This window comes from Ensifer sp. 4252, assembly GCF_050434565.1.
Classification (GTDB): Bacteria; Pseudomonadota; Alphaproteobacteria; order Rhizobiales; family Rhizobiaceae; genus Ensifer.
Map to the genome: position 1 here is coordinate 331,055 of NZ_JBNDIU010000004.1, position 25,768 is coordinate 356,822.

Here is a 25,768-nt window from a genome sequence, read left to right on the forward strand (position 1 = left end):
GTTGCCGGTGTTTTTCCTGCTGGCAAGGGCAGACCACGCCACGGAACTATTTTCCGTCAACAGTCTCTCCATCCCTCAGCCCTGTGGTTGCCGAAGGGATCGCCCGCGCGTCGGCGCGGGCGAAGAAGGTCGGTGCAATCTGCCGGCGACTTTTGGCGCGGCAGAGACTTGGCTGTTGAACCGTTGCCAGCTCGGAACGGCGACCAGCCCAGGAATAGATGTGGCGTTCCTCGTTCGCTCGAGGGCGCTACGCCTTCCCCGTGAACTGGGAGAGGGCGGCAAAGTCATCATGCAGATGGCCCGATGCAATCGCCCGGCGGAAGATCGCGTCATAGCCGTCGACGACGGTCCGATCGATGCTGCGCGCCTCCATCAGTTCTTTGAGGTGCTGGAAAGCGCCGTAGTGGGGCGAGATCGACGACAGCGTTTCCGCGTCGCTGGCAAAGCGCCCGGCACCGGTCCGCTTGATCAGGTCGGCGACCAGCCCTTCGATCACAGGCGCGGTCGCCTTCCATTGACGCCCCAGTTCACCAAGGTCGATGTCTTCGGCCTTGCTGACGGCGATCGCGTGCAGGCCGCCGAAGAGTGCGCCCCACATCAGCGCGAGCACGGCGCTGTCCAGCGCGTTGGCCAGCCCCTCGTCGGAGCCGATGTGCTGGACATTGCCGCCGAGTGCGCGAAACACATTTTCGTTGGCCGTGAAGGGGGCAAGCGCGCCCGAGAGCAGGATCGTGCCCGCATCGGTGCCGATGAAATCGGGCGTCGCCAAGATGGCACCATCGATGTAACGGGCGCCCTGGGCTGCGACCCATTGGCTGGTTTCGCGCGCGCCCTCAGGCGTCCCCGACGTCAGCTCGACGATCAGCTTGCCGCGCAAGCCGGGCGCAACGTCGCCCGCGCGCAGCAGCGCTGCGGTGGCGGCATAGTCGCTGACATTGACGATGACGATCTCGGCCGCGTCGATCGCCTGGCGGACGGTTGGCGCAACGGTGGCGCCGAGTGCGGCCAGCGGTTCGGCTTTCTCCTTTGTCCTGTTCCAGACCGTGGTGCGATACCCGGCCCGGAGCAGGGCGCGCGCCAGCGCCGATCCCATGCGTCCCGTTCCCAAAACACTGATTGAAGGCTTCATTGCAAATCTCCATATCCATTGGCGCGACGCTCTTCGTTGCCGTCGCTGGCCAGAGGTATGGTGGCGCCCGGAGCGAGCAATACGCACCGGCCGGTAAGTGGTTACGCTGGGGTAAGTGCCCCGGGGTTAAGGAGGATATCGTGAACCCGACCATGGAAAATTGCGGCTTTGCCGTCGCGCTCAAGGCGATCGAGGGCAAGTGGAAGGTCGATATCCTCTGCGAGCTCGGAAAAGCGTCGCGTCGTTTTGGCCGCCTGCGCCAGTCCATTCCGGCGATCAGCGAAAAGATGCTGGCCCAGCAACTGCGCGAGCTCGAGGCGGATGGACTGGTCGATCGCACTGTTTATTCGTCGCTGCCCGCAAAGGTCGTCTACTCGCTGACCGAGCGCGGCGCGGCGCTCAAAGTCGCGGCCGCCGCCCTTTGCCGCTGGGGGGAGGAGGGCGGTCGACACAACGACGGTTCTTCGGCAGTGGTCGACGATGCCGTGGTTGCGTGAGGCGATGGTGTGCGGCTGAGAGGCCAGGGCGTGCCTCGCCGCCTCCGATGATTTTCGCGGGCCTGTTACCTTGGGAACACCTGCGGCCCACAACGTCAGCTAATATCCAACACATGCAAGGCAATGACCTTTGCCAAGAGCAATGCGAACCAGCTGATCGCCTCCCAGTCAGGTGGTTCACGTGATCCCAACGAGCCTCCCCGTTGGTGATCCGCATCTGCCAAAGACCCGTCGCGTGCTGACCGCGGCGGGTCTTTTCTCGTTTGCGCCGTGGCGTCGCGGCAGATCAGGGCCAGCAGGCGTTGAGGCGCTTGAAAGCCGCTGCATGTCGCTTCCCCAGGCAGATGCCGAACGAAGCAAGCATGACGTCGATGACGTCGCGTCGGCGGCAATGGGACGCAAGCCAACGCCTTGCTATGGTTGCATTCTTGCTTGACACCCATTCTCATGCTGCCACGATCCGGCCGCCGGGTTTCTGCCCCGGTGCTGTCGACGATGGTTCCCAAGGAGGGTGTCATGAAGACGTGCCTGCGTGTTGCTGCGGCAATCGCTGCATTCGCTCTGGCCGGCGAGGCCGTGGCCGGCATTCCGCAGGTCAATGCTTCCTGCCCGGGTAACATCGAAGTCCACGCCGACGAAGGCGGGCCGATCTATATCAACGGCAAGGAAGGCAAGCTGAAGAAGTTCAACGACAACTACTTCGAAGCCACTGCATAATTCCTTAAATCGGATTCGATTTAAGGAGAAGATTATGCAGCAGATTTAAAGTGTTATAGCGCCCCTAGCGCGTCATATTTGACGCGCGGCGCTGTAATGGCGCCGGCGTGACGATTTCGCTCAGCGTCAACCCGGATGGCTCGCCTGCCGTGTCCTATACCGGCAAGGGCGGCGCCAACGGTATCTGCACCATCAAGTAGCGCTATCTGCCGGCAAGCAGCGCCGGAAGTTCGCCGAGAAATGCATCGCGGGCGCGCACGCCGGGCGTTCCGGGCTCTTTCCTGTCGTCCTGGATCAGGCGGGCAAAGACGAAGGTCCTGTCGTCCTTTTGCGCCCAGCCGACGAACCAGCCCCAGCCGCGCGCCTGGTCAAAGCTGCCATCGGCCCGGCGCGGGAAGGCGGCGCCGGTCTTGCCGTGCACGGTCCAGCCGCCGGAGATCTGACGCTCTTCCACCACCTTGAGCGTCATGTCGGTGGCATGGGCGCTGACGGGAAGCTGGCGGTTGACGAGCTTTTTCAGGAAAGCGACCTGTTCGCGCGGCGAGATCTTCAGCGACGAGGCGATCCAGGCGCGCTCAAGCCCGTTGTTCTTGCCGGGGTCGCCGGAAAAGTCGGCGTTGCCGTAGCCGAACCTGGTGGCGTAGTCGTGCAGCGTCTTTTCGCCGAGCGATTTCGTCATCTGCTGGGAAAACCAGACGACGGAATATTTCATCCAGCGAACGGCGTCGGTCGGCTGCTTCCAGTTGTCACCGCCCCAATCGACATAACCCTTTTGGAAGGCAAGCGTCGGCTCGTGCTCGTTCTTGAGATAGCCGCTGTCATAGCCCATCAGGCTGAGCGCCACCTTGAAGGTCGATGCCGGGGTGACGCGGCTGTCGCAATCGCCTTGCTGCAGCACGGTGCCTTCGCCTGCGGCATCGGCGATCAGGGTGCAGATCGTGCGAGCCTCGGCCGTCGAGACCGTGGATATCGCCAGCAGCATGCCGGCGGCGAGGAGGCGGAGGTTCATGGCTGTTTCCCTTGCACTGCAAATTCGGCCGGGTGATAGCAAGGGTTCGATCGCGGCGACAAAGGGCGAATATTGGGGCGAGGCATGAGGAAAATTGGGCCTTGAGTATTCCGGGATCAAACTCGTCTCCGGTGCCCAGAACTTGCTACTGCATGTTTCCTTAAATCGTATTCGATTTAAGGATAAGAACATGCAGCAGTTCAAAGTCCTACAGCGACCTTTGCGCGTCTAATAAGACGCGCGGCGCTGTAGCGTAGCGGCCGGAGGGGCAGCCGACATTGAAAGTCATGGCCGAGGAGCGAGAACGGAATTATGCCGTCGGAATGGCGTAAGGATGCCATACGTATTTCCACAGTCGATTTCGGTCCTTGCTAAGAACACAATGTGCCTGTAAAGGGTCTGCCATCGATCTTGCTTGCTGAGCTTTGTTTTCTCGCCAACCGGCGTTCAAGCTGACCTTTCCTATCAAAATCGATCTTACTGCCGAGTCCGGCCCATAGCCGGGCGGCAAACTTTTTGATTGAAAGGAATTTCTTATGAATACTGGAACCGTAAAGTTCTTCAACACCACCAAGGGTTTTGGCTTCATCGCTCCGGACGACGGCGCAACCGATGTTTTCGTGCACGCTTCTGCTGTCGAACGCGCCGGCATGAGCTCGCTCGTAGAAGGCCAGAAGGTCCGTTTCGACATCGTTCGCGATGCACGTTCGGGCAAGAGCGCTGCCGACAACCTGTCTGCTGCGTAATCACCGATATTTCGTCTCTGGTCTTTGACCACGGATGTACTGGCACTGGCCATTGAGACGATATTGAGAAGGTCGGGATTCCCCGGCCTTTTTCTTTGCGCGCTTTTCAGCCGACACCCTTGTTGCAGAGGCCGGCGCCGCACTATTCAAATGATTCCTTGGAGCCATCATCATAGACGACCGCGTGCACGCATGTGTGGGCGGTGATGTCTTCTGCATTGACCTTCAGCAGCCGCTCGATGGTGAAGGGCCCCCAGACCCGTGTGTCGGTGAAGCTGCCGAGGGCGGGGATAGTGACATCCCGATCGATGACCAGGGGGCCGATCGTGGCGCCCAGAGTGTCGGTAAAGCGCAATTGCGCATCGAGCATCCGGATGCCTTTTCCGGCGCTGGAGCGGACGGTAAAGGACAGCTCGTTCATGTGGCTGTCGATCGGCTTTATCGACCATTTCGAGATTATCAGCAGATCGTCGTTGCAGGCCGACAGGGCTGGTGACATGCCGAACAGCGCCAGGGCAAGCCCCAGGAGGATGCTACGCATGAACTTTTCTCCGGTTGCGGGAAGGCGCGACGGCTTTGTGACTGCCTGGTTGGGCGCGACAGGCGCTCACGGCTCGGCGATGTGGCGAAGGTAGAAGGAATGGGCTGCGGCCAGCAGGGATTTCTCGGTTGAAAGCGGCCCGCTAAACGCCGCCATCAGAAATCGCGCGAGATGTTCGGCCCGGGCTCCTTCCCGCGGGATGTCGTATTCGATGCAGACGGCCTCGAAGACGCGACGGAGCATGTCGATCTCCGCGTCGGTCAGTGCGGCAATCATATCTGCGGGTAACCCGTGCATGTGTATCTTTCTCAGGCCGCTCGTGTCTGCAAGCCGCCGGTTGAGGATGTCCAAGTCCCTGTCTGGGCTGCGACGATCGCGGCCCGTCGCTTCGTCAGTTGAGCTGCGCCGGAGCCGCGAAAGTGCAACCGGTCGTCAGAATTCCTTCGACGCGTTGGCCGGATTGATTGAAGCGCCGGTTCGGTAGGCAGAACCACCGGAGGCCCGCCTGCCGACTTGTGCGTTTGCTGTTCGTGGCGCGTGTTCAGATCACATCCCGTTGTGGGGTCACAACAGGCGGTGCCGCTCCAACGTCTCGCGGCCGCGCCGCAATTTGACAGTGCTCTCGTTCACGCTCTTCTGCTCGCCGTCCGACATGGATTTCGGCTTGCGGACAGAGGGTTTTCGGGTGGGCGGCTTGGTGATGGGCTCCATGGCGGGAGCGCCCTTCCACTGGAGCAGCTGTCTCAGTTTTCCGTAATAGGTCATGGCAATTCCTCTAGCAGGGCATTTCCAGGAAAAGTGCGACGCGGTTTTCCGTCTGAAATGCGCAAGAACAAAACGATAGAGCGTTTCTGAAACGCTCTACGGCATGTTTCCTTAAATCGTCGCCGATTTAAGGATAAAAACATGCAGCAATTCAAAGTGCTACAGCGACCTTTGCGCGTCTGATAAGACGCGCGGTGCTGTTAGTGGCGGGGCATGCCCCATTCGATCGGCTCCAGGTTTTCCTCTTTGCTGACGCGGTCCTGCCCAAGCTCGTCGTTGCGGATGCGGTACTGGGGCTGGCTGTCGCGAACGGGCATGATGGCGGTGATGCGGTAGGTTTCCGCCGCATTCGGCGAGAGATGGCTGCGATCCCTGAAACGGACCGATAATCCAACGGCGAAGCGATGTGCGGGCATTGGTTCTTGACCTCTCAGGGTTGGGGTGCCTGGCCGAAGGCATGCTTGGCGCGGTCCACCGCGATAATGCGATCGAGCTCATCCGGCGCGATCGCGACCATGCGCATGCACTGCTGATTGTCCGTCGTCGCCGGTACCTTGATGAACGTGGCGACGCGGTGATAGGCGAGCCACGAAATGCCTTCGATCAGTTCCTCGTCATCATCCACCTCATAGTCTCCGGCCGCGAGCATTCCTTCGACATCCGGCAATCGGAAGGGTTCGCTGAAGTGGACGGTTCGGTGCTTGGTTCGGCTGAACATAACGTCTCCTTCTACTTGCACAATTCCTTAAATCGGATCCGATTTAAGGTGAAATTATGCAGAAAATACATAGTGTTACAGCGTCCTTGGTGCGTCATATTTGACGCGCGGCGCTGTAACGCCGGCATTTGCTCGGCGTTGCGGCTATGACAATCGGTTCGTTGTCGACTGCGTCAGAGCCGCAGGTTGCGGGCGGCGATGCGGCCCTTCTCGTCTTTCCAGATCTCGAAGCGGAATGTCTGCCCGGGAAAGATCGATTTGATGCCTGATTTATAGAGCGCCCGCGCATCGACGTAGACCGCGCGACCACCGTCTTCCGGCTGGACGAAACCGTAGCCGCGGTTGAAGTCGAAACGCATGATCGTGCCTATGATCATGTCAGCACATGGGCATTCGAGGAACCGCGCGTGCACGCGGCGCGCACACTTCAGCGCTCGATATAGGGAAAGATGGCGGGTCGAGGGCCTCTGACGCCGCGAAAAGCCATAATGGCCAATGTCGATGTAACACTGTGAGCTTTAATTGCGTCTAACGCAAGGTGGCTACGAATTCGGCCAAACGAGTTGCAATCTCGATCCTGTTCGCGTCATGCCTGCCGCGCTTCACATGCCCGGGGAAATCGTTCGGGTTCATTGCTCATTTGCCGGCCGGCTATCTGCTCAACCGTTTCATCGCGCGCGGCAGACCGGCGCAATCCGGTGCGTGCTTGCGGCCGCCATCGCCGCTGCGCTCGACTGGCGGGCGGGGCGGCGCCGCCGGTGCCGGCGGCGAACGAGCCGATGCAGCGCGCCCTGCCGCTCCTTTGGGACAACTGCCGGCTGATGGAAAAAATCACAGCACTTTCAACGTCCGGTGTAGCCGGGCGTTGACGGATGTCGATCCTGTAGGCATCCTGCCGGCCAAAGAAGACCAGGTGGCGGAAAACGTTGCCGGGGCCGGAAGCGGCCCGACTACGGGAACAGTTGCATTCGATAGGGTGCGGGCATCGCCGCCGCCCGCTATGCCTTTCATACGCATTCGCAAGTCATTCAAGTCGATCGGTCAATGCTGTTCGGAGGGGACTGTGAAGAGACGTCTAGAGTTCTGCATGTCTGCCTGCCTGGTGCTCGCGCTCGGTTCCGCTGCCCCCGTCACGGCGGCGGACCTGGTGATCGCCATGCCCAACTGGCCGTCCGGCCAGGCGACGGCCAACATCCTCAAGGTCAGCATCGCCAAGAAATTCGGCCTCGATGCCGAGGTCAAGGAGCTCGGAACACTCAACGCCTTCGTCGGCTTCGAGACCGGCGATGTCGATATCCAGCCGGAAGTCTGGCAGCCCAATTTCGGCGACATCGTCAAGAAATACGTGACCGACAAGGGTGTGGCGACGCTCAGCGCGCGCAGCGTGTCGGCCTGGCAGGGGCTCTGCGCCACGCCGGAGGCGGCCGCGACGATCAAGACGATCGCCGATCTCAGCGACCCCGAAAAGACCAAGATCCTCGACACGGATGGCGACGGCAAGGGCGAGCTCTGGATCGGCGCGCCGACCTGGCTTTCGACCGGTATCGAGCGCGCCAGGGCCAACAGCTACGGCTATGGCGCGAACCTGACGCTGTTCGAGGCGGAGGAAGAGGTGGCGATGGCAGGTGTCGATGCGGCGATCGCGACGGCACGGCCGATGGTGTTTTACTGTTACGCGCCGCACCACGTCTTCGAGCTGCACAAGATCGCTCGCATCGAGGAGCCGCCGCACGATCCGGCCAAGTGGAAGATCGTTGGTGCGGATGACCCCTTGTGGGTAGCCAAGTCGACGGCTGCGACCTCCTGGGACGCGGCGCATTTCCAGATCGCCTATGCCACCAGCTTCGGCAAGAAACATCCCGACATCGCCAAATTCCTCGATCAGGTCGACTTCTCGCCCGAGGAGGTGACGAAGATGAGCTACGCGCTGGAGGTCGAGCGCCAGACGCCGGCCGACTACGCGAAGAAGTGGGCGGACGACAACGCGGCACGCATCGACGGGTGGGCGAAACCATGACGACAACACCGGATCGAAACGCAGCCGATGCGGGAAGCACAAAGTTCATGACCCGGGCGCGCAAGCTCGGGCTGGTGATGCTTGCCGCAGGCCTCTGCCTCGGACCCTTGGTGGCGCTGGCGCAGACCCAGATCTACGACGCCAGAACCAAGAAATGGGTCAATTACGACAAGAAGAAAGCACGGCAATATTATGCCCGCAACAATCAGCTGCCCGAGGCCTTTCGCCGGCAGGTGGTGCCGTTCCGCACAGCGGAAAAGCCGGGCACGATCATCATCGACGGCAACCAGCACTTTCTCTATCTGGTCCAGCCCGGTGGGCAGGCGATCCGCTACGGCATCGGCGTCGGGCGTGAAGGGTTCGGCTGGGCCGGCATCGTGCGCGTCGGGCGCACGGCGGAGTGGCCGACCTGGACGCCGCCGGCCGAAATGGTTGCGCGTGATCCGAACGCGGCAAAGTGGGCAGCCGGCATGCCCGGCGGCCCGGACAACCCGCTCGGTGCCCGCGCGCTCTACCTCTATGAGGGCGACGCCGACACGATCTACCGCATCCACGGCACGGTGGAGCCCTGGACGATCGGGCTCGACGTGTCATCCGGCTGCATCCGCATGAACAATGACGACGTAACCGACCTGCATTCGCGGGTCGAGGTCGGCGCGAAGGTGATCGTGCTGATGCAGGGTGCGGCACTCTACAAGGGTGTTTGAAGCAGCGGCCCGGCGGCAGCGCCTGTGAAGGCCGCCGTCGGCCGGGGCATGTCTCGGCTGCTTCGTCCTGCGAGTGCGCCGAGGCCGGACTGTTTGAACAGAAGCTTGGCGATTGGTGTCTGATCCGAGCCGGCAGCCGGGGCAATGGGCGGCGGGGCAGGGCAGCGAACCACAGGATTTGGAAGGGGAGGACTTTTTGTGATCGAGGGGATGATGCGTTCAAGGAACTTGTTTGTGGCGGCAGGGGTTGGCCTTGCCGTTCTCGGCGGCTGCCAGTCTGCGCCGCCGAAGCCCGAGGAAATGGCGCGCACCAGCCTGCAGACGGCACCGGCCGATCTGCAGCTGATCTGCGCCAATGCGGCGGCGGGCACCGCCAAGGTCGATAGCAGCAAGGTTCTGCCCACAAGCTCGCGCCAGCTGGACGCGGCATCCTACAGCGTCGATCTCGACGCCGGCGGACGAAAGTTCAACTGCATCGTCGACAACAACGGCAGCGTCAAATCCGTCCAGCCGGTGGCCTGACGCACGGCGCCAGGACGGATACCTGCCGCAGGTCCTGCAGGCCGCGCGTCAAATATGACGCGTTGGCGCTTTAATGTCTTGAATTTGCTACATAATTTTGTTATGGGATCACATCCGATCTAAGGAGGCGTGCAGTTGTGTCTGTCCGAAATAGCCGCCAGGTTTCGGGCAATGCCGGTTGGAGCAGACCCGGCCGTGCGTGCCTATTGGGGTGCGCAAACACGCCGCGGCTTTGAGCTTCCGCATAACTTCTTCTGGAGCCGATGCCGGTTGATGGAGATCTGCCGGGCCGCGCACACTCGGTCGGCCTGATGCGGGAAGGCGAAGCCATGCCGTCACACGGGATATCGGTGGACATCTTCGGTCCACGTGACGGCCAGGGCATGCAACGCAACCAGCCACATCGGCGACCGTTGCGAGCCATGACTACCACCTCCGCGGCGCTCCTTCTGGTTGCGTTTACCGTAGATTTTGATTGGTAATTTCTTGTGCGGCGCAGTATATTCCTGCTGCATCGCAAGATTTTGTTTTCGAATTGACGTTGGTCAATAAAGTATATTTTTCTGAAAGCTTCCCATTGGAGCAAAAATATGCTCTCATAGGTTTAGTGGGAAGGAGAATGTATCATGCCAAACATTCTGGAGCACTTTGCACTTTTCGATGCCCTGATCATTGGCGCGATCTGCACGCTTCTGATCCTGAGTTACTTTAGCCGCGAAGCCTGAACTAAGGTTTCGGCTTGAACTGCGCGCATGGTTAGGGCAGGTCAACGGCGTTTGCTTACTGGTGTTGATCTGCCGTGCCCCGGCCGCGCGACCCGGGGCCTTCTGAACGCGGTCCGGTCCTCTGCAGCGCCGCGCGTCTTGTCAGACGCGCAGAGGTCGCTGTAGCACTTTGAATTTCTGCATGTTTTTATCCTTAAATTCGCGGAGTGTCCGTCTGCGTGCTCAGGAGCAGAAGCAACCCGCTTCAAGGCGTTGCGCGGTCAGCCGTGGCCGTCACATGCAGCCAGCGGGTCGGCTGGTTGTCGTAGCCGCCGCCGTCCGCCGCTTCGATGTGGATGTTCGACCATCCAGCCCATTCGAAACAGGTCTGAAGCCAGGTTGCCGAGGGGTAGTTGAAGTAACGGCCGAAGCGGTCGTGGCCTTCTCGTTCACCGGCCTTGAAACTCGCCTGCAGCAGGCCGCCCGGGCGCAAGGCCCTGTGCACGCGCACCAGCACGTCAGGCAATTCGGCGCGCGGCACGTGCAGCAAGGACGCTTCCGCCCAGACGGCGTCGAACCTCTGGCTCCACTCGATTTCCTGAAAGGTGACGACCTCGACCTTGCGGCCGATCCGCCGCTCTGCCGCCTGCGCCAGTTCCGCAGATCCGTCGCAGGGCGTGACATCAAAGCCACCCGCGATCAGATGGATGCTATCGTGGCCGCCGCCGCAGCCGAGATCGAGCACCGCGGTACCGGGCGAGAGCCGGGCGATGAAGGCGGCGAGGCGATCCGTCGGCGGCTGCCGGTCGCGTGCCGCGTAGGTCTCGGCATTGTCGCGGTAGAAAGCGAGGGTGTCGTTGCTGTCTATCGTCACTTGGTGTTCCTCTGGCGTACCGCATCATTCTGGAGCGGTTCCGATCTAAACGAAGTCGCAGAAACGCTCTATCTCTTTGTTTCCAAGCATTTCCTGATGGAAAGCCGCTTCACACTTTCCTGGAGATGCCCTACTCGAGCGGTTGGCATGCGGCCGCGCGATTGCGCCAACATTGCGCCCAGGCAATCTTTGGCCGAATGGCGGGTTTCCGCGATCCGGTATCGCGCGACGCACATCGCCGAGCGGCGTGAGCGAGAGCCGGATCTGCAAACTGCCTGCACATTTTTGCGAGCTTCTGTCGGATCGGCGTTTCCTGCAACGTCCTTGGAAGGCGACCACGCAATTTTGATGTTGGGAGAAGAAACATGCTGGTTATCGCGGGCCATTACAGCGTTCCGGCCGCTCGGCGGAAGGCGTTCGTCGAAGCCTTTGCGGATCTGATCAGGCGGGCTCGTGCCCATCCCGGCTGCCTCGACCTGTCCATCAGCGAAGACCCAGTCGATCCCACTCGTGTCAACATGATGGAACTGTGGGAATCAGAAGCCGCGCTCAAGGCCTGGCGAAAGATATCGAACCCGCCCAAAACTGATGTAAAATTCGAAGCCGGAAATGTCCGCACGCATCACATCAGCCATTCGGGGCCGCCGTTTTGACAGTGCAGCGACGCTGCAGGCTGATAGAAACCGAGGAACGCCAAGATGATGAAACTGTATGGATTGGGTCCGACACGCTCGCTTCGCGCTCTCTGGGCGCTTCAGGAACTGGACGCGGACTTCGAGTTCGTGCCCGTCAACCTGCTGGGCGGCGAAAACCGTCACCCCGACTTCCTGCGCCTCAACCCCGCCGGAAAGGTTCCGGTCTTGGTCGACGGTGACCTTGTGCTTACGGAATCCGCGGCGATCGTGTTCTACCTGGCCGAAAAATACGCCGCCAAGGGGCTGATGCCCGTCGACTTGACCGAGCGGGCGCAGGCCTATCGCTGGTCTCTGTTTGCGGTCACCGAACTGGAACAGCCGCTGTGGCGGATATCCAAGCACAGTTTTCTGTATCCCGAAGACAAGCGCTTGCCCCAGGACATCGCGCTTGCCAAGGAGGAGTTCGTGGCGATGGCGCAGGTGCTCGAGCGGCATATGGATGGGCGCACGTTCGTCATCGGCGACCGCATCAGCATCGCCGATTGCGTCACCGTCTATGTCATCGACTGGGGCAATGAGTTCGGGCTGATCGACGAATTCCCCAATCTCAAAGCCTATCTCGAGCGAATGTATGCGCGCCCCAAGGCGCCGCCGCGGATCGCCGATGCTCTTGCAAGCCTCGAGGCCACGGACTGATTACTGCATAATTCCTTAAATCGAATAGGATTTAAGGAAACATGCTGTAGCGCTATTTGCTGCCGGAGCCGGACAGCTTTTCCATGACCTCATCGAGATTGAAGCTCGCCGGCTTCTGGCGGATCGGGAAGTCGTTGAAGCTTTCCAACCATTTCGCCACGATCGCCTGTGACGGCACGACGACGAAGGCGCGGTTGAAGAACCAGGATTCGTACTCGATCGACTCGTCGCCGCGCTCGAACGGATCGGCCCTCAGGTTGAACAGCTTGGGCGTGCGCATGGTGGTGAACTGGTCACGCCAGACGCCGATGCCGGTGCTTTCCTGCGCCTTGAACACGACCTTCCAATCCTGGAAGCGCACCGATACCAGTTCGCCGTCGTCGTTCCAATAGAGGAACTCGCGACGGGGAGCGTCTTTTACCTCGCCCTTGAAATAGGGGATGAGGTTGTAGCCATCGAGATGCACCTTGAAGGTCTTGGTGCCGGCCTGATAGCCCGCCTTGCATTTCTCGACGATATCCGGTTCGCCGGCGGCCGCGCAGAGGGTCGGGATGAAGTCGTAATGCGAGGCGATGTCGTTGTAGATGGTGTTCGGCTTGATCACGCCCGGCCAGCGGATGCAGGTCGGCACGCGGTAGCCGCCTTCCCAGTTGGTGGCCTTTTCGCCGCGGAACGGCGTGTTGCCGCCATCCGGCCAGGTCATCACCTCGGCACCGTTGTCGGTGGTGTAGACGACGATGGTGTTTTCGACGAGGCCGAGATCGTCGAGCTTCTTCAGGAGTTGGCCGACCATGCCGTCATGCTCGACCATGCCATCGGAATAGATGCCCTTGCCGGTCTTGCCTTCGGATTCCGGCTTGAGGTGGGTGTTGACGTGCATGCGGGTGGAATTGAAGTAGCAGAACCACGGCTTCTGGGCGTTGTGCTGGCGATCGATGAATTCGAGCGCTGCGGCCAGGAATTCCTCGTCGACCGTTTCCATGCGCTTCTTCGTCAGCGCGCCGGTGTCTTCAATCCTTCCATCCGCGTAGGAATGGATGACGCCGCGCGGGCCGAAGCGTTTACGGAAATCGGGGCTCTTCGGATAATCCGGGTTTTCAGGCTCCTCTTCGGCGTTGAGGTGATAGAGGTTGCCGAAGAACTCGTCGAAGCCATGGTTGGTCGGCAGGAATTCGTCCTTGTCGCCCAGATGGTTCTTGCCGAACTGGCCGGTGGCGTAGCCGAGCGCCTTCAGGAATTCGGCGACCGTCGGGTCTTCCGGTTGCAGGCCGATATCGGCGCCGGGCAGGCCGACCTTGGTAAGGCCGGTGCGGATCGGCGACTGGCCGGTGATGAAGGCGGCGCGGCCGGCGGTGCAGCTCTGTTCGCCGTACCAGTCGGTGAACATCGCGCCTTCGTTGCCGATGCGGTCGATATTGGGTGTGCGGTAGCCCATCATGCCGCGGTGATAGATGCTCGGGTTGAACCAGCCGATATCGTCACCCATGATCATGAGGATGTTCGGCTTGCCGCCGCCTGCGGTGGCGGGCGTGGATTGCTGGGCACTCGCCGGTGCGGCCCCGCCGGAGGCGGTCATCGCCGCTGCCGCGAGCGCGCTGCCTGCGAGCAGAAGGTCGCGCCGGCTTACGCCTGATGAATGCCCGTTCTGTTGCTGATCGTCGTCTCCCTGATGCGTACTCATGGCGTGTTTCTCCATACCGGTGAATGATCGAGAATGCGGCCTGTGATATGCGATCGATGGAAGGTGAAACTCTGCGCCCTGTTCCGGCGGCGGACAAGGATGTAACAGTTACATCATGCCTTCGGCCGGGGCGTATGCACGCTGATGCGGACGGCCACTTCAGGCTGACGCGACGTCGACTGCATAACGCAGAGTGAGATCCGGCGGGGAGGCGGAAAATGCCGCGGTTTAGGTCAATAACGTTGACATAAATTAGCCGCCGTGATCCTGTCGAAGGACAAACGAGAATGCGGGACGAAGCCTGGAGGCGCTGCCCCGCTCCAATAATCCTTGAGGAAACGACCCAATGCTCGACTGGGACCATATATTCGCGACGCGCTCTAGCCGGATGCGCGCCTCGGAGATCCGCGAACTGTTGAAACTGCTCGACCGCCCCGACATCATCTCGTTTGCCGGCGGTATTCCCGATCCCGAGCTGTTTCCGGATGTGGAGTTCAAGGATGCCTATGCGGAAATCTTCTCCGGCCCGGCCGTAAGTGCTGCCTTGCAGTATTCGGTCAGCGAGGGCTACAAGCCGCTGCGCGAATGGCTCGCCAAGCAGATGGAAAAGCTGGGCATCCCCGCCACCGTCGACAACATCTTCATCACCTCGGGCTCGCAGCAGGGCCTCGACTATATCGGTAAGCTGTTCCTTTCGCCTGATGACACGGCGCTCGTGACCTGGCCGACCTATCTCGGCGCGCTGCAGGCGTTCAACGCCTATGAGCCGCATTACGACCAGCTGAACCCGGGCGGCAACCGCACGCCCGCCGCCTATGCCGAGGCTGCGAAGGCCGCCGGCGGCCGCGTCAAGTTCGCCTATCTCTCGGCCGACTTCTCCAACCCGACGGGCGAGACGGTGGACCTGGCAGGGCGCGAACGGGTGCTGGACCTTGCCGAAGAGCTCGACATCGCCGTCATCGAAGACGCCGCCTACCAGTCGCTGCGCTACGACGGCGAGGCGATCCCGCCGATCCTGGCGCTGGAAATCGCGCGCAAGGGCGACATCAACAACACCCGCACCGTCTATTGCGGCTCGTTCTCCAAGACGCTGGCGCCGGGCCTGCGCGTCGGCTGGGTTTGCGCCTCGGAGACGGTGATCCGCAAGCTCGTTTTGCTGAAACAGGCGGCCGACCTGCACTCCTCGACCATCAACCAGATGGCGATCTGCACGGTTGCCGAGCGCGGCTTCGACGCGCAGGTTGCCAAGATCCACAAAGTCTACAAGCACCGCCGCAGCGCCATGCTGGCAGCCCTCGAGAAGTACATGCCGGATGGCGTGACCTGGACCAAGCCCGAAGGCGGCATGTTCGTCTGGGTGACGCTGCCCAAGGGCATGGATGGCACCGCACTTCTGGCGAAGTCGCTGGAGACGGCCAAGGTTGCCTTCGTGCCTGGCCGCGCCTTCTTTGCCGATGGCTCGGGCGAGAACACGCTGCGCGTTTCCTTCTCCTGCGCCAACGACAAGATGATCGAAGAGGGCATCCGTCGTCTCGGCGATCTCGTGCGCGGCGAAGCGGCGGCCCTGGCGGCCTGATCGCGACCATCCGGCTTTTCGTAAAAGGCGCGTCCGCTGAAGCGGGCGCGCCTTTTTCTTTGAGCCGGAACGAAAGCAACGGAAGTCTCGTCGGGCCCGAACCGGTCGTTACGTCATCGTAACCGTTACGTTCTTTTGCCGCCTGCCTCGACGTGATCTTGTGATCGGGCTTTCGAGGAGTGGACCCATGCCAAGATACACATTGCTAGCCACTGGGCTTGCGGCAAGCATTCTTGCCCTGTCGACGATGAACACGAGCGCTATCGCTGCCGATGCGCGCGATCTTGCGGGAGCGCCCTACACCAAGGGATACCTGTCGCCTGACAGCGTCACCGCGCTGCAGAAGGAGTTGATCTTCCAGCGGGCGGTGCAGACCTATCTCTGGGCGTTGCCGGCGCTCAACATGTACGGCATGAAGGAAGGTTCGGAGGCCAAGTTCGGCAAGGGTTACAATGTCCTGCCGATCTTCAAGAAGCGGCTCGATGCCAAGACCCTGATCACCACGCCCAATTCCGACGTGATCTATGCCCTCGGCTATCTCGACCTCAAGCAAGACGGGCCGATGGTGATCGAGGTACCGCCGGGACTTCAGGGGATCATCGACGATTTCTTCCAGCGGCCGATCCCATCCGAAGGCGAGATCGGCGGACGCAAATGGGCGGGTGATGTCGGGCTGCCCGGCCCGGATCAGGGCAAGGGCGGAAAATACCTGATCCTGCCGCCGGATTATGACGGCGAGGTACCCGAAGGCTACTTCACCTACCGCTCCGGAACCTACGGAGTGTTCGTCTTCTGGCGCGGGTTCTTCAAAGACCCGAAGCAGCTGGAGGAACCGGTGAAGGTCATGGAGCAGACCCGAATCTATCCGCTCGGCAAGGAGGAGACGGCCAAGAAGATGGAGTTCCCCGATGCCTCGGGCGTGCCGGTCAACATGCTCTACCCGCAGGATGGGGCGGCTTTCGACATGCTGGCCCGCTTCGTCGATCACGAATATGTCGACCCGAAGGATTTCGAGATGCGCGGCATGGCCGCCGATCTCGGCATCGTCAAGGGGCAGGCTTTCGCGCCTGACGAAGAGACCCGCAAGCTGCTCGATGATGCGGCCAAGACCGCTTCGCGCATGGCGCATGGCTTCGCCTACGGCCCGACGTCGCTAAAATACTATGAGGACCGGCAATGGCTGAACCCGTTCGCGACGAATGCCGAATTCACCGCCGACAGCTACAACCAGCTCGATGCCCGTGCCAGCTTCTTCACCTATGCCTATTCGACGAGCCCGGGCATGGCGATCAACATGGAGAATGTCGGCGCGAAATACCCCAACGCCTTCAAGGATGCCGACGGCGATTATCTCTCCGGTGATCTGAACTACAAGCTCACCTTGCCCAAGGACATCCCCGCCAAGATCTTCTGGTCCGTGACGGTCTATGATCCGATCACCGGATCCGGCCTCGACAACGGCCAGCCGTTCCCCTCGCTCAACACCATGGACAAGCCGGTACAGAATGCCGACGGCTCGACCGATATCTATTTCGGGCCGACGTCGCCGGGTGCGGGCAAGAACTGGATCGCCACTATTCCCGCCAAGGGCTGGTTCACGATCCTGCGGCTCTACGGTCCGACCAAGGCCTTCTTCGACAAGAGCTGGAAGCCCGGCGATCTGGAAAAGGTCAAGTAACCCTCGACCTGCGATCCAACGGTCGCGGCATCAATCCTTTGGGAGGTTTTAATGGCTATCAAGACAACCCATCGCATGATCCTGGCCGTCACGGCGATTGCCGCGATCCTGGCCGCCTGGCAGGTTTCGGCAGAGCCGGTTCAGATCTCGCCCGCCTGGGCGGCCTCCATGCCTTAGGCCCGGTCGCCGGCACGCGGATCACCGCCGACTATGCAAAGCTCGTCGTCAGCGACGCTTATTTCTGGGCCTGGCCGCTGGTCAACATGTACAGTCGGCGGCTGTCTTACTCCAAGGTTCCCGAGCGACTCTATTCCGGCGCGGCCCCGATGGCGCCGATGCTCACGGATTATGTCGAGCCCGATGAAAGGTTGGTGGCATGCCCCAACCAGGATGTGGTCTATGGTGCCGGGTTTCTGGCGCTGGACACGTCTCCGGTCGTCATCCAGGTTCCGGATTTCAAGGATCGCTTCTGGGTCTATCAGGTCGTCGATCTGAGGACAGACAGCTTTGCGCAGCTCGGCAAGATGTACGGCACGCAGCCGGGTTTCTACCTGCTTGTCGGGCCGAACTGGCGCGGCGAGGTGCCCAAGGGCATCACCAAGGTATTCCGCGCTTCCACCAATACGGGCAACGTGATCCCACGCGTCTTTCAGGACGATACGGCTGAGGACAAGGCGGCGGTCCAGGAGGCGCTGAAAGGCATCACGCTTTATCCTCTGTCGGAATACGACGGCACCATGAAGACCGTGGATTGGAACACGGTCAAGAAAGTGCCGGCCTCGGGAGACGGATCGGCGGAAACGCAATGGGTGGTGCCGGAAAAATTCATAGACGAATTGCCGCTTGCCCTTGCCGATGCGCCGCCTCTTCCGGGCGAGGAGTCTCGTTACGCCCAGGTGCTTGCCGTCGTTGCCGCCGCAAAGGCAGATCCCGCCATCCGCAAGGCGGTGGACGAGGCAGCCGCCGAAGCCGATGAAAAGCTCGTCAAGCCTCTGTTCCAGTTCCGCAACTACGGCCTGCCCCTGGCGCACAACTGGACGACGACGGCGAACAATGCGGCGTTCGGCACGGATTATTTCACCCGCACGGCCGTCGCCAAGTCGAACATCTTCGTCAACGCTCCGTCAGAGACCAAGTATTTCTACCAGGATCTCGATCAGACGGGCGCGCGGCTGAACGGCAAGAACAGCTACACGGTGACCTTTGCCAAGGGCCAGACGCCTGACGTCAACGGGTTCTGGTCGCTGACGCTCTACAACGAACACCACTTCTTCGAGCCGAACGACGTCAAGCGCTATTCCGTCGGAACCAAGAACAAGTCCCTGAAATACAATGCCGACGGATCACTGACGATCTACGTGCAGCCCGAACCGCCCAGGGAAGATCATCGCGACAACTGGCTGCCGGCGCCGAAGGACGGGGATTTCTCGCTCTACATCCGCGCCTATTGGCCGAAGCCAGCGGTTGTTGACGGCACGTGGACGCCGCCAGCGGTCGAGAGGGCAGGCTAGGGCTTGTCGGCGCTCTGGCTCGATCGCGTTGCACCGGAGCGGCATGTCGGCTACAACAGTCGAAATGGCCGGGCGCTGTCCGGTCACGTAAGCGTTAACGTCACTCAACGCGTATGATCGAACGGCTCTGCGGCTTCGATCTGCGCGACTGTGTCCTGCGGATCGAAATTTACGAGCCCCCAAAAGGATGCAGATGGACAATATCCTAACCACGCCCCATACCTCGACAGCCCCAAGGATCGAGCGCGTGCGCCACGATCTCAAGCGACGCTTGCTCACCGTGACCGCTGTCGAGCGGATCACGCCCGGCATGCTGCGCATCACGCTCTCAGGCGATGATCTTGCCGATTTCGTCAGCCTCGCGCCGGATGATCACGTCAAGATCCTGGTGCCGGCAGGCGACGGTACGGAGGAGCGTCGGGACTACACGCCGCGGCGTTACGATGCCGCCACCCGCACGCTGGTGCTTGACTTCGCGCTGCACGAGGCCGGGCCGATCACCCAATGGGCGATGAACGCGCGCCCGGGCGATGCCTTGAACGTCGGCGGCCCACGCGGCTCCGCCGTTATTTCCAATGTCGAACGCTGGCTGCTAATCGGCGACGAGACGGCGCTGCCGGCGATCGGCCGTCGGATCGAGGAGGCCGGTGCCGGTGCTCGCATCACCAGCATTGCCGTCGTCACTGAAGCTGCCGAACAACAGGCGTTCGAGACGAAGGCGGAGTTGACGTGCCACTGGGGCTATCGCTCCTTGCATCAGGCGACCGACGCCTCGGCGCTTCTTGCCATCCTGCGCTCTCTTGTCATCGAGCCCAACACCTTTGTCTGGGTCGCGGCCGAAGCCTCGGTGACGCGTGCGATCCGCGCCCACCTCACCGAGGAACGGGGCTATCCGCTCGCCTGGATCAAGGCGTCGGGATACTGGGTCAAGGGCAAGGCGGACAGCACGGAGAAGTTCGAGTAACTGACTGCTATATGGCCGTTGGCGCTTCCGGTAGGGCGCGCCACGGCCATCGCCAGCGATGGGCCGCGGCACCCCCCAAAACGGCCGGGGAGACAATCGCGAAAGACGCCCTATATTCCGTGACACATCTTGTCGTTGAAGCCGGGGTTCATGCCGATGAGGATTGTGACGCGTGTCGCGGTCGTAGCGCTGCTGGGCTTTTCGTCTCCGTCTGCCTTGGCGCAACACGCTGCGCCGGCGGCGAGCCCCGAGCAGTCGATCGCCGAACTCGATCGATATATCCGGCTCGATCCGAGCAACGCCGTCGCCTATCACAACCGCGGTATGATATATTTCAGGCTGGGCAACCTCGACAAGGCGGTTGCCGATTTCGATGCGGCGATCGAGCGCGATCCGAACCGGGCGATGTCCTACAGCAACCGCGGCGTCGTCCGCTTCGAGCGCAACGAATTCGAGCCGGCGATCGCCGATTTCAACGACGCCCTCAGGCTCGATCCCGCCTTGCCGAATGCGTACAACGGACGCGGCATCGTCTATTCGCAGATGGGCGATTTGGAGCGGGCCTTTGCTGACCTGAACAAGGCGATCGCGCTCGATCCGGGCTTTGCCACCGCCTATGGCAACCGCGCGGCGACACACTCCTTGAAAGGCGAGTTCAAGCAGGCGCTCGCCGACTATGACAGATCGGTAGCGCTCGATCCGACGCAGGCAGCCACCTATAACGGGCGAGGGGAAGCCTATGGCCGCATGGGCGAGGCGGAAAAGGCACTCGCCGACTTCGACGAGGCAATCCGGCTCGATCCCGGGCTCGCCATGGCCCACTACAACCGCGGTACGATGCTTCTCACCCGGAAGAAGCTGGAGCCGGCGATCGTCGATCTCAACGAGGCGATCCGGCTTGCGCCGTCGAATGCCGATGCCCTCCAGAGCCGCGCTGCCGCCTATTACGAGCTCGGTCGGCTCGATGAGGCGATGGCGGATTTCGACGCGGCGATCAAGCGCGACGGTAAACTGGCCAATGCCTATACCGGCCGTGGATCGGTATACGCGCAGCGGGGTGAGTTTGCCTTGGCGATTGCCGATTTCGACAGGGCGATTGCACTCGATCCGACCTTTGCCAATGCCTATGGCGGCCGCGGTGCTGCCTATTCGCTCAAGGGCGAGTTCGATCAGGCGTTCGTCGATTTCGACAAGGCCGTGAAGCTCGACCCTGACAATGCCGATACCTATAACGGCCGCGGCGAAAGCTATTTTCGCATGGGTGCGCTCGACAACGCGATCGCCGAACTCGACCGGGCGATAACGCTCAATCCGCGGCAAGTAGCGGCCCGCTTCAACCGAGGAAACGCCTTGCTTGAGAAGGGCAGGCTCGATCAGGCGATTGCCGATTTCGACGCGGTGCTGGTCATCACGCCGAATTCGCCGCAGACCCTGCACAGCCGCGCCGTAGCCTATGCCGCCAAGGGCCGGATAGACCGCAGCATTGCCGATCTCGATGCCGCCCTGAAGCTGAGACCGGACTATGCGCAGGCCAAGGCGCTGCGCGAGTCGATCCGCATGGAAAAGGGCCAATAGGAAGATGCCATTCGGGGCCCTGGCTTGATCGGCGTCGCCAGCGGCGCTTGGGCGCGCCGATTGTCTGGCGCAAGCGCGGTCAGGCGGCGCTGGCAAGCTTGAGACGAAGCGCGTCGAAATCCCGGACGAACCAGAGGGCATTGCCCTTGTTGGTTTCGCGGACGAAGTCGCGAAGCGCCTTGCTGGCATCAAGCGCTTGCGAGATATCGCCGACGACGGCGCATTTCATGCGGTAATTGACGAACTTCTGGAAAACCTCGCCAGCGACGCGCGTGCTGAGGTTGAGGAAATCCGGGCCGAGGCGTGTAACCGGGATCGCCAGCAGGTCGGCACTATGAGCCCAAGCGTCGCCAAGAGAATCGTTGGCGTCGCCTGCGACCCGAAGCAGGGCACCTTCGTCTGCGCATCTGAGGACGCGCGTATTTCCGATTTCGATGAGCTGGTCCATGGTCTCGAGATAGCGCGGAAAAATCTGGCATGCAACCCGGAGGTGTGAGCGAGGAGGGCCGCCGCTTGGCACGCGGCGGCCCCTTGGCGCCCGGATTGTTCCGCGCATTGTGGTCACGGCGAAACGAGGGGCTCCGCCTCATGGGCCCGATGGAGCAGTGCCAGGAAGGCCTGGGGGTCACGCAGCGGTGTCGCGTCGATCCGACTTATGGCGATGCCCGGGGTCCACGAGTTCATCACCACGCCGGCAAGGGCGGGCAGGTCGGCGGGCCTGATTTCCTGTGTGCGCTGGGCGATGCCGAGCGACTGTAACTGACGGCGGACGATGCCCATGGTGGTGCCGGTCAGCATCTCCGCCTCGGGCCAGACGACGGTCTCGCCGTCCCAGAAGGCAAGGTTCCAGATCGAGGCTTCGCTGAGGCGGCCATGGCGGTCGATGAAGGCGGCATCGTCAAAACCTTGAGCCACGGCCTGGCGCAGGAAATAGGTCTTGGCGACCTCGCCGACATGTTTGATCGTTGGCAAGGCCCGCTCGTGCTCGACGGTCAAGAGCGCCAACGGACCCTTCGGGCCTGATGAGGCGGGGCCGGCGCGGACGAGCACATCGAGCCCGACATCCGGGCCGGCGACGGTGAACTCTCCTGCCGGCGAAGAGACGGTAGCCATCAGCGAGTGGTCGGCCGGGGAGGCGGCCAGCGCTGCGCGCAGATGGGTGCGCAACTGCTCGTCGGGCAAGGCCTTTCCGAACATCTCGATCGAGGCATAACGCAGGCGGGCGAGATGCAGGTCGAGGCCGCGCACCTTGCTGCCGCGGACCTGCATGGCGGTGAAGTGGGCGTAACCGGCAAAGGCGAGCGGCGAAAGGTCGTAGGCGCTTGCGGCCTGACCGTTGCGGTGTACGACTGAAGAGGTTGGGCCGGCAGACATTGTTTTCTCCAAGATCCGGTTTGTGGCGGGGCGGTTGCCTCCGTCTCTGATCGTCATCATCGGCGATTGATCGATCAAAGAAAAACAAGTAGTTCTCGATGGATCATTAAGGCTGGTTTGAAGATCCATGAACCGAATGCTGCCAGGGACCCGCGCACTCAGAACCTTCGAGGCTGCCGGTCGCCATCTGAATTTTACTCGCGCGGCCGACGAGGTGGGGCTGACGCCGGCGGCGGTCAGCTACCAGATCAAGGAAATCGAGGATCAGCTCGGTCTCGTGCTGTTCACCCGCACCAGCCGCAGCATCCAGCTGACGCCGGCCGGTGCGGTCGTGTTCGAGGCGGCCGTCCAGGCGCTGGAGACGCTGCAGCGGGCCGTGGGCCGCGCCCGCCGGATGGCGCGCGGCGCTCAACAGCTGCGCGTGTCGCTCAGCCCGCGTTTTGCCACCAACTGGCTCTTGCCGCGGCTTTCGCAATTCCGTGCTGCCAATCCGACCGTCGAATTGACGTTCGACATCAGCGACGAGGTCAGGGATTTCGACGCTGACGATGTCGATATCGCCATCCGCTTCGGGTCCGGCCGGTATGCGCGGATGCGGTCTGAGCGCCTGTTCGAAGCGGTGATCGCACCGGTCTGCAGCCCGAAGCTGAACGCTGCCGGCGCAAGGCCGAAGACGCCGCGCGACCTCGCCGGCCAGACGCTGTGCCACGTCGAGTGCACCACCGAAGGCATGCTCTGGCCGAACTGGCGCATGTGGATGGCGGCAGCCGGTATCGACGATTTCGACGACAGCCGATGCGTCGCCTTTACCGACACCAGCCACGTGGTCGAGGCCGTGATCGACGGCGGCGCGGTCGGCCTGGTTGACCTCGCGATGATCCGTAACGAAGTATCCGAGGGACGGCTGGTGCAGCTGTTCGACATCGGCGTCAGTGTGGCGGAAGATTATGCCTATCACCTCGTCTACCCCGAGAACTCCGGGCAGGATCCACGGGTTCTGGCCTTTTGCGACTGGATGCAGGGCGAAATGACGTCGACGCAGCGACCATTGGCGCTGCCTGCGTCCTGAATTGATGCGCCGAAAGCGGCGCCGCGGCTCCCGCGCACTCCAGGCTGGCATAGGTCGTGACCATCAGCTGCACAGGGTCGGGTGCGTGCGAAATCTCCAGCTTTATCGTGCCATTCCGACGCGTTCCGCGCGCCGGTCAAGCGATTAATTGCCGCTACGTAACTGTTACGTACTCCTGATTGCGCGCGCTTGCGTGGTAATTTTTTGAGGCGCGATCGGTGGGCAGTCAGCAACGCCCAAACGGGCGGTGCAAAAGCGGGCTCCAGCACCCCCCCGCAACAGTTTCAAGAAGGTTTCAACAGGCGTTTCAGAGCAATCAAATATTGCAGTCCTCACGAACAGGAGACGATGAGCATGGTTCACAATGTCGATAAGCCATCCAGCGACGAGACCCGTCATTCGCTTGACGTCGACCGCCGCAGCCTGCTTCTCGGCGGCACGATCTTTGCCGCCGCGACCATGGTGGGCTCAAGCGCGCCGCTTAGCGCGGCAAAGGCGCAAACACAGCCTGCCGCCGGCAATGGCAAGCCGCCGAACATCCTAGTCATCTTCGGCGACGACATCGGCATTCCGCAGATCAGCGCCTACACCATGGGCCTGATGGGCTACCGCACGCCCAATATCGACCGAATTGCGGCCGAGGGTGCGATCTTCACCGATTCCTACGGACAGCAGAGCTGCACGGCCGGACGCGCCTCGTTTATCCTCGGACAGGAACCGTTCCGCACCGGGCTTCTGACCATCGGCATGCCCGGCGACCCGCATGGCATCCAGGACTGGATGCCGACGATCGCCGATGTGTTGAAGACGAAGGGCTACTCCACCGGCCAGTTCGGCAAGAACCATCTGGGCGACCAGGACCAGCATCTGCCGACCAATCACGGCTTCGACGAATTCTTCGGCAACCTCTATCATCTCAATGCCGAGGAAGAGCCGGAAGGCTATTTCTATCCCAAGGATCCCGAGTTCAAGAAGAAGTACGGCCCGCGTGGGGTCATCAAATCCAGTGCCGACGGCAAGATCGAAGACACGGGCGCGCTCAACACCAAGCGCATGGAAACGGTTGACGAGGAATTTCTCGGTGCTGCCAAGGATTTCATCGACCGGCAGGCAAAGGCCGACAAGCCGTTCTTCGTCTGGTTCAACGCGACCCGCATGCATGTGTTCACGCACCTGAAGCCGGACTCGATGGGCAAAACCGGCAAGGGCATTCATGCGGACGGTATGGTCGAGCATGACGGTCATGTCGGCCAGCTTCTCCAGCAGCTCGACGACCTCGGCATCACCGACAACACCATCGTGCTCTACACCACCGACAACGGCGCCGAACTGGCGCTGTGGCCGGACGGCGCGCAGACGATGTTCCACGGCGAAAAGGGCACGACCTGGGAAGGCGGTTTCCGCATTCCGATGATGGTGCGCTGGCCAGGCGTGGTGAAGCCGGGCACGCAGATCAACGACCCCGTGACGCTGATGGATTGGCTTCCGACCTTTGCGACGGCCGCCGGCATTTCCGACGTCAAGGGCCAGATGAAGGAGGGGTTCCAGGCGGGCGCCAAGACGTTCAAGGTGCATCTTGACGGCTTCGACCTGACGGAGCTGCTCAAGGGAGAGGCCAAGGCCCCGCCACGGGACTCGGTCTACTATTTCGACCAGGGCGGCAACCTCAATGCCATCCGCTGGAACGACTGGAAGCTAAGTTTCGCGACTGCCAGCCACGGCAACATCGCGACCGCAACGCGCGAGGTGTCGAGCTGGGCATTGATCGCAAACCTGCGGATGGATCCCTATGAGCGGGCCATGGAAGACGGCGGCGGAGCGATCGAGTTCCTGGCCCGGAACATGTGGCTGCTGGTGCCGATCCAGGGCAAGATCAAGGAGTTCTTCTCCGACTTCGATCAGTTCCCCTACCAGGCCGGCAGCTCGCTGAACGCAAGCGGGATCAACTACGGACTGTTGCAGCAGCAAGCGGCGATGAAGCGACTGAACGACCTGGAAGGCCTGGCGCCGAGGTAAGGAGGGCGTTTCCATACGCCCTTCTGCGTGCATATCATCGGCCGGCG

The 25,768-nt window shown here is 61.6% G+C and carries 28 protein-coding genes; 16 read left to right on the plus strand and 12 right to left on the minus strand.

Annotated features, from left to right (window positions below; genetic code table 11):
- Positions 1-247 precede the first annotated feature (247 nt).
- Positions 248-1,216, minus strand: a complete 969-nt coding sequence (locus tag ABIE33_RS12630) for an NAD(P)-dependent oxidoreductase (RefSeq protein WP_429125342.1) — start codon at positions 1,214-1,216, stop codon at positions 248-250.
- Between the two features lie 53 nt (positions 1,217-1,269).
- Between ABIE33_RS12630 and ABIE33_RS12635 the strand changes: the two genes are divergently transcribed.
- Positions 1,270-1,626, plus strand: coding sequence for a winged helix-turn-helix transcriptional regulator (locus tag ABIE33_RS12635; protein ID WP_429125344.1), 357 nt, complete (start codon positions 1,270-1,272; stop codon positions 1,624-1,626).
- A gap of 516 nt (positions 1,627-2,142) precedes the next feature.
- Positions 2,143-2,343: a hypothetical protein gene (locus ABIE33_RS12640; RefSeq protein WP_429125346.1), complete on the plus strand. Its 201-nt coding sequence runs from the start codon at positions 2,143-2,145 to the stop codon at positions 2,341-2,343.
- A gap of 202 nt (positions 2,344-2,545) precedes the next feature.
- Here the strand turns inward: ABIE33_RS12640 and blaOXA are convergent, their stop codons facing one another.
- A complete protein-coding gene (blaOXA, locus tag ABIE33_RS12645; protein ID WP_429125347.1) occupies positions 2,546-3,352 on the minus strand; it encodes a class D beta-lactamase in 807 nt (268 codons plus the stop codon).
- Positions 3,353-3,888: 536 nt separating this feature from the next.
- On the opposite strand from blaOXA, the gene ABIE33_RS12650 reads away from it, so the two are divergent.
- Entirely contained in the window at positions 3,889-4,098 is a 210-nt protein-coding gene (locus ABIE33_RS12650) for a cold-shock protein (protein ID WP_025427573.1), read from the plus strand.
- A gap of 142 nt (positions 4,099-4,240) precedes the next feature.
- Here the strand turns inward: ABIE33_RS12650 and ABIE33_RS12655 are convergent, their stop codons facing one another.
- From ABIE33_RS12655 to ABIE33_RS12680, 6 genes are all read right to left on the minus strand, one after another.
- Positions 4,241-4,639, minus strand: a complete 399-nt coding sequence (locus ABIE33_RS12655) for a hypothetical protein (RefSeq protein WP_429125349.1) — start codon at positions 4,637-4,639, stop codon at positions 4,241-4,243.
- Between the two features lie 66 nt (positions 4,640-4,705).
- Entirely contained in the window at positions 4,706-4,990 is a 285-nt protein-coding gene (locus ABIE33_RS12660) for a hypothetical protein (protein WP_429125351.1), read from the minus strand.
- Between the two features lie 213 nt (positions 4,991-5,203).
- The gene (locus ABIE33_RS12665) at positions 5,204-5,404 is read right to left on the minus strand and encodes a hypothetical protein (RefSeq protein ID WP_429125353.1); all 201 of its coding nucleotides are present in this window, start codon (positions 5,402-5,404) and stop codon (positions 5,204-5,206) included.
- Positions 5,405-5,604: 200 nt separating this feature from the next.
- Positions 5,605-5,820, minus strand: a complete 216-nt coding sequence (locus tag ABIE33_RS12670) for a hypothetical protein (protein WP_429125355.1) — start codon at positions 5,818-5,820, stop codon at positions 5,605-5,607.
- Positions 5,821-5,834: 14 nt separating this feature from the next.
- Entirely contained in the window at positions 5,835-6,122 is a 288-nt protein-coding gene (locus tag ABIE33_RS12675) for a hypothetical protein (RefSeq protein ID WP_429125357.1), read from the minus strand.
- A 173-nt stretch (positions 6,123-6,295) separates the two neighbouring features.
- Positions 6,296-6,499, minus strand: coding sequence for a cold-shock protein (locus tag ABIE33_RS12680; protein ID WP_429125358.1), 204 nt, complete (start codon positions 6,497-6,499; stop codon positions 6,296-6,298).
- 710 nt (positions 6,500-7,209) lie between these two features.
- On the opposite strand from ABIE33_RS12680, the gene ABIE33_RS12685 reads away from it, so the two are divergent.
- The 3 genes from ABIE33_RS12685 to ABIE33_RS12695 all read left to right on the plus strand — a co-directional run bounded on the left by ABIE33_RS12685 (position 7,210) and on the right by ABIE33_RS12695 (position 9,368).
- Positions 7,210-8,139 (plus strand): glycine betaine ABC transporter substrate-binding protein, encoded by a 930-nt coding sequence (locus ABIE33_RS12685; RefSeq protein WP_429125559.1) that lies wholly within the window; start codon positions 7,210-7,212, stop codon positions 8,137-8,139.
- 47 nt (positions 8,140-8,186) lie between these two features.
- Positions 8,187-8,846, plus strand: coding sequence for a L,D-transpeptidase (locus ABIE33_RS12690; RefSeq protein WP_429125561.1), 660 nt, complete (start codon positions 8,187-8,189; stop codon positions 8,844-8,846).
- A gap of 210 nt (positions 8,847-9,056) precedes the next feature.
- The gene (locus ABIE33_RS12695; protein ID WP_429125360.1) at positions 9,057-9,368 is read left to right on the plus strand and encodes a hypothetical protein; all 312 of its coding nucleotides are present in this window, start codon (positions 9,057-9,059) and stop codon (positions 9,366-9,368) included.
- A gap of 969 nt (positions 9,369-10,337) precedes the next feature.
- Here the strand turns inward: ABIE33_RS12695 and ABIE33_RS12700 are convergent.
- On the minus strand, positions 10,338-10,940 hold the full coding sequence (locus ABIE33_RS12700; protein ID WP_429125563.1) for a class I SAM-dependent DNA methyltransferase: 603 nt from the start codon (positions 10,938-10,940) through the stop codon (positions 10,338-10,340).
- Positions 10,941-11,311: 371 nt separating this feature from the next.
- Here ABIE33_RS12700 and ABIE33_RS12705 point away from each other — a divergent pair, with 371 nt between their 5' ends.
- On the plus strand, positions 11,312-11,599 hold the full coding sequence (locus tag ABIE33_RS12705) for a putative quinol monooxygenase (protein WP_429125362.1): 288 nt from the start codon (positions 11,312-11,314) through the stop codon (positions 11,597-11,599).
- Between the two features lie 45 nt (positions 11,600-11,644).
- Positions 11,645-12,277 (plus strand): glutathione S-transferase family protein, encoded by a 633-nt coding sequence (locus ABIE33_RS12710; protein WP_429125364.1) that lies wholly within the window; start codon positions 11,645-11,647, stop codon positions 12,275-12,277.
- A gap of 52 nt (positions 12,278-12,329) precedes the next feature.
- Here the strand turns inward: ABIE33_RS12710 and ABIE33_RS12715 are convergent, their stop codons facing one another.
- Positions 12,330-13,958: an arylsulfatase gene (locus tag ABIE33_RS12715; RefSeq protein WP_429125366.1), complete on the minus strand. Its 1,629-nt coding sequence runs from the start codon at positions 13,956-13,958 to the stop codon at positions 12,330-12,332.
- Between the two features lie 346 nt (positions 13,959-14,304).
- On the opposite strand from ABIE33_RS12715, the gene ABIE33_RS12720 reads away from it, so the two are divergent.
- From ABIE33_RS12720 to ABIE33_RS12745, 6 genes are all read left to right on the plus strand, one after another.
- Positions 14,305-15,534 (plus strand): PLP-dependent aminotransferase family protein, encoded by a 1,230-nt coding sequence (locus tag ABIE33_RS12720; protein WP_429125367.1) that lies wholly within the window; start codon positions 14,305-14,307, stop codon positions 15,532-15,534.
- A 187-nt stretch (positions 15,535-15,721) separates the two neighbouring features.
- Positions 15,722-17,212, plus strand: a complete 1,491-nt coding sequence (locus tag ABIE33_RS12725; RefSeq protein WP_429125369.1) for a DUF1254 domain-containing protein — start codon at positions 15,722-15,724, stop codon at positions 17,210-17,212.
- A gap of 51 nt (positions 17,213-17,263) precedes the next feature.
- Positions 17,264-17,389, plus strand: coding sequence for a hypothetical protein (locus ABIE33_RS12730; protein ID WP_429125371.1), 126 nt, complete (start codon positions 17,264-17,266; stop codon positions 17,387-17,389).
- An 86-nt stretch (positions 17,390-17,475) separates the two neighbouring features.
- A complete protein-coding gene (locus tag ABIE33_RS12735; RefSeq protein ID WP_429125373.1) occupies positions 17,476-18,723 on the plus strand; it encodes a DUF1254 domain-containing protein in 1,248 nt (415 codons plus the stop codon).
- A gap of 193 nt (positions 18,724-18,916) precedes the next feature.
- Entirely contained in the window at positions 18,917-19,687 is a 771-nt protein-coding gene (locus tag ABIE33_RS12740) for a siderophore-interacting protein (RefSeq protein ID WP_429125375.1), read from the plus strand.
- Between the two features lie 150 nt (positions 19,688-19,837).
- The gene (locus ABIE33_RS12745) at positions 19,838-21,262 is read left to right on the plus strand and encodes a tetratricopeptide repeat protein (RefSeq protein WP_429125377.1); all 1,425 of its coding nucleotides are present in this window, start codon (positions 19,838-19,840) and stop codon (positions 21,260-21,262) included.
- A gap of 79 nt (positions 21,263-21,341) precedes the next feature.
- On the opposite strand, the gene ABIE33_RS12750 is transcribed toward ABIE33_RS12745, so the two are convergent.
- Positions 21,342-21,710, minus strand: coding sequence for a DUF4180 domain-containing protein (locus ABIE33_RS12750; protein ID WP_429125379.1), 369 nt, complete (start codon positions 21,708-21,710; stop codon positions 21,342-21,344).
- Between the two features lie 113 nt (positions 21,711-21,823).
- Positions 21,824-22,636: an aminotransferase class IV family protein gene (locus ABIE33_RS12755; protein ID WP_429125381.1), complete on the minus strand. Its 813-nt coding sequence runs from the start codon at positions 22,634-22,636 to the stop codon at positions 21,824-21,826.
- Positions 22,637-22,763: 127 nt separating this feature from the next.
- On the opposite strand from ABIE33_RS12755, the gene gcvA reads away from it, so the two are divergent.
- Together gcvA and ABIE33_RS12765 are read left to right on the plus strand one after the other, a co-directional pair.
- Entirely contained in the window at positions 22,764-23,705 is a 942-nt protein-coding gene (gcvA, locus tag ABIE33_RS12760; RefSeq protein ID WP_429125383.1) for a transcriptional regulator GcvA, read from the plus strand.
- Between the two features lie 354 nt (positions 23,706-24,059).
- Entirely contained in the window at positions 24,060-25,721 is a 1,662-nt protein-coding gene (locus ABIE33_RS12765; protein ID WP_429125384.1) for an arylsulfatase, read from the plus strand.
- Positions 25,722-25,768: the final 47 nt, after the last annotated feature.

Excerpts from the sequence above, each read along its gene's own strand:
- ABIE33_RS12765 (WP_429125384.1), top strand. The coding sequence starts at position 24,060 with ATGGTTCACAATGTCGATAAGCCATCCAGCGACGAGACCCGTCATTCG.
- blaOXA (WP_429125347.1), bottom strand. The coding sequence starts at position 3,352 with ATGAACCTCCGCCTCCTCGCCGCCGGCATGCTGCTGGCGATATCCACG.
- ABIE33_RS12675 (WP_429125357.1), bottom strand. The coding sequence starts at position 6,122 with ATGTTCAGCCGAACCAAGCACCGAACCGTCCACTTCAGCGAACCCTTC.
- ABIE33_RS12720 (WP_429125367.1), top strand. The coding sequence starts at position 14,305 with ATGCTCGACTGGGACCATATATTCGCGACGCGCTCTAGCCGGATGCGC.
- ABIE33_RS12670 (WP_429125355.1), bottom strand. The coding sequence starts at position 5,820 with ATGCCCGCACATCGCTTCGCCGTTGGATTATCGGTCCGTTTCAGGGAT.
- ABIE33_RS12735 (WP_429125373.1), top strand. The coding sequence starts at position 17,476 with ATGTACAGTCGGCGGCTGTCTTACTCCAAGGTTCCCGAGCGACTCTAT.
- ABIE33_RS12745 (WP_429125377.1), top strand. The coding sequence starts at position 19,838 with ATGCCGATGAGGATTGTGACGCGTGTCGCGGTCGTAGCGCTGCTGGGC.
- ABIE33_RS12725 (WP_429125369.1), top strand. The coding sequence starts at position 15,722 with ATGCCAAGATACACATTGCTAGCCACTGGGCTTGCGGCAAGCATTCTT.
- ABIE33_RS12755 (WP_429125381.1), bottom strand. The coding sequence starts at position 22,636 with ATGTCTGCCGGCCCAACCTCTTCAGTCGTACACCGCAACGGTCAGGCC.
- ABIE33_RS12710 (WP_429125364.1), top strand. The coding sequence starts at position 11,645 with ATGATGAAACTGTATGGATTGGGTCCGACACGCTCGCTTCGCGCTCTC.
- ABIE33_RS12705 (WP_429125362.1), top strand. The coding sequence starts at position 11,312 with ATGCTGGTTATCGCGGGCCATTACAGCGTTCCGGCCGCTCGGCGGAAG.
- ABIE33_RS12715 (WP_429125366.1), bottom strand. The coding sequence starts at position 13,958 with ATGAGTACGCATCAGGGAGACGACGATCAGCAACAGAACGGGCATTCA.
- ABIE33_RS12640 (WP_429125346.1), top strand. The coding sequence starts at position 2,143 with ATGAAGACGTGCCTGCGTGTTGCTGCGGCAATCGCTGCATTCGCTCTG.
- ABIE33_RS12665 (WP_429125353.1), bottom strand. The coding sequence starts at position 5,404 with ATGACCTATTACGGAAAACTGAGACAGCTGCTCCAGTGGAAGGGCGCT.
- ABIE33_RS12650 (WP_025427573.1), top strand. The coding sequence starts at position 3,889 with ATGAATACTGGAACCGTAAAGTTCTTCAACACCACCAAGGGTTTTGGC.
- ABIE33_RS12750 (WP_429125379.1), bottom strand. The coding sequence starts at position 21,710 with ATGGACCAGCTCATCGAAATCGGAAATACGCGCGTCCTCAGATGCGCA.
- gcvA (WP_429125383.1), top strand. The coding sequence starts at position 22,764 with ATGAACCGAATGCTGCCAGGGACCCGCGCACTCAGAACCTTCGAGGCT.
- ABIE33_RS12730 (WP_429125371.1), top strand. The coding sequence starts at position 17,264 with ATGGCTATCAAGACAACCCATCGCATGATCCTGGCCGTCACGGCGATT.
- ABIE33_RS12695 (WP_429125360.1), top strand. The coding sequence starts at position 9,057 with ATGATGCGTTCAAGGAACTTGTTTGTGGCGGCAGGGGTTGGCCTTGCC.
- ABIE33_RS12685 (WP_429125559.1), top strand. The coding sequence starts at position 7,210 with ATGTCTGCCTGCCTGGTGCTCGCGCTCGGTTCCGCTGCCCCCGTCACG.
- ABIE33_RS12690 (WP_429125561.1), top strand. The coding sequence starts at position 8,187 with ATGACCCGGGCGCGCAAGCTCGGGCTGGTGATGCTTGCCGCAGGCCTC.
- ABIE33_RS12740 (WP_429125375.1), top strand. The coding sequence starts at position 18,917 with ATGGACAATATCCTAACCACGCCCCATACCTCGACAGCCCCAAGGATC.
- ABIE33_RS12680 (WP_429125358.1), bottom strand. The coding sequence starts at position 6,499 with ATGATCATAGGCACGATCATGCGTTTCGACTTCAACCGCGGCTACGGT.
- ABIE33_RS12655 (WP_429125349.1), bottom strand. The coding sequence starts at position 4,639 with ATGCGTAGCATCCTCCTGGGGCTTGCCCTGGCGCTGTTCGGCATGTCA.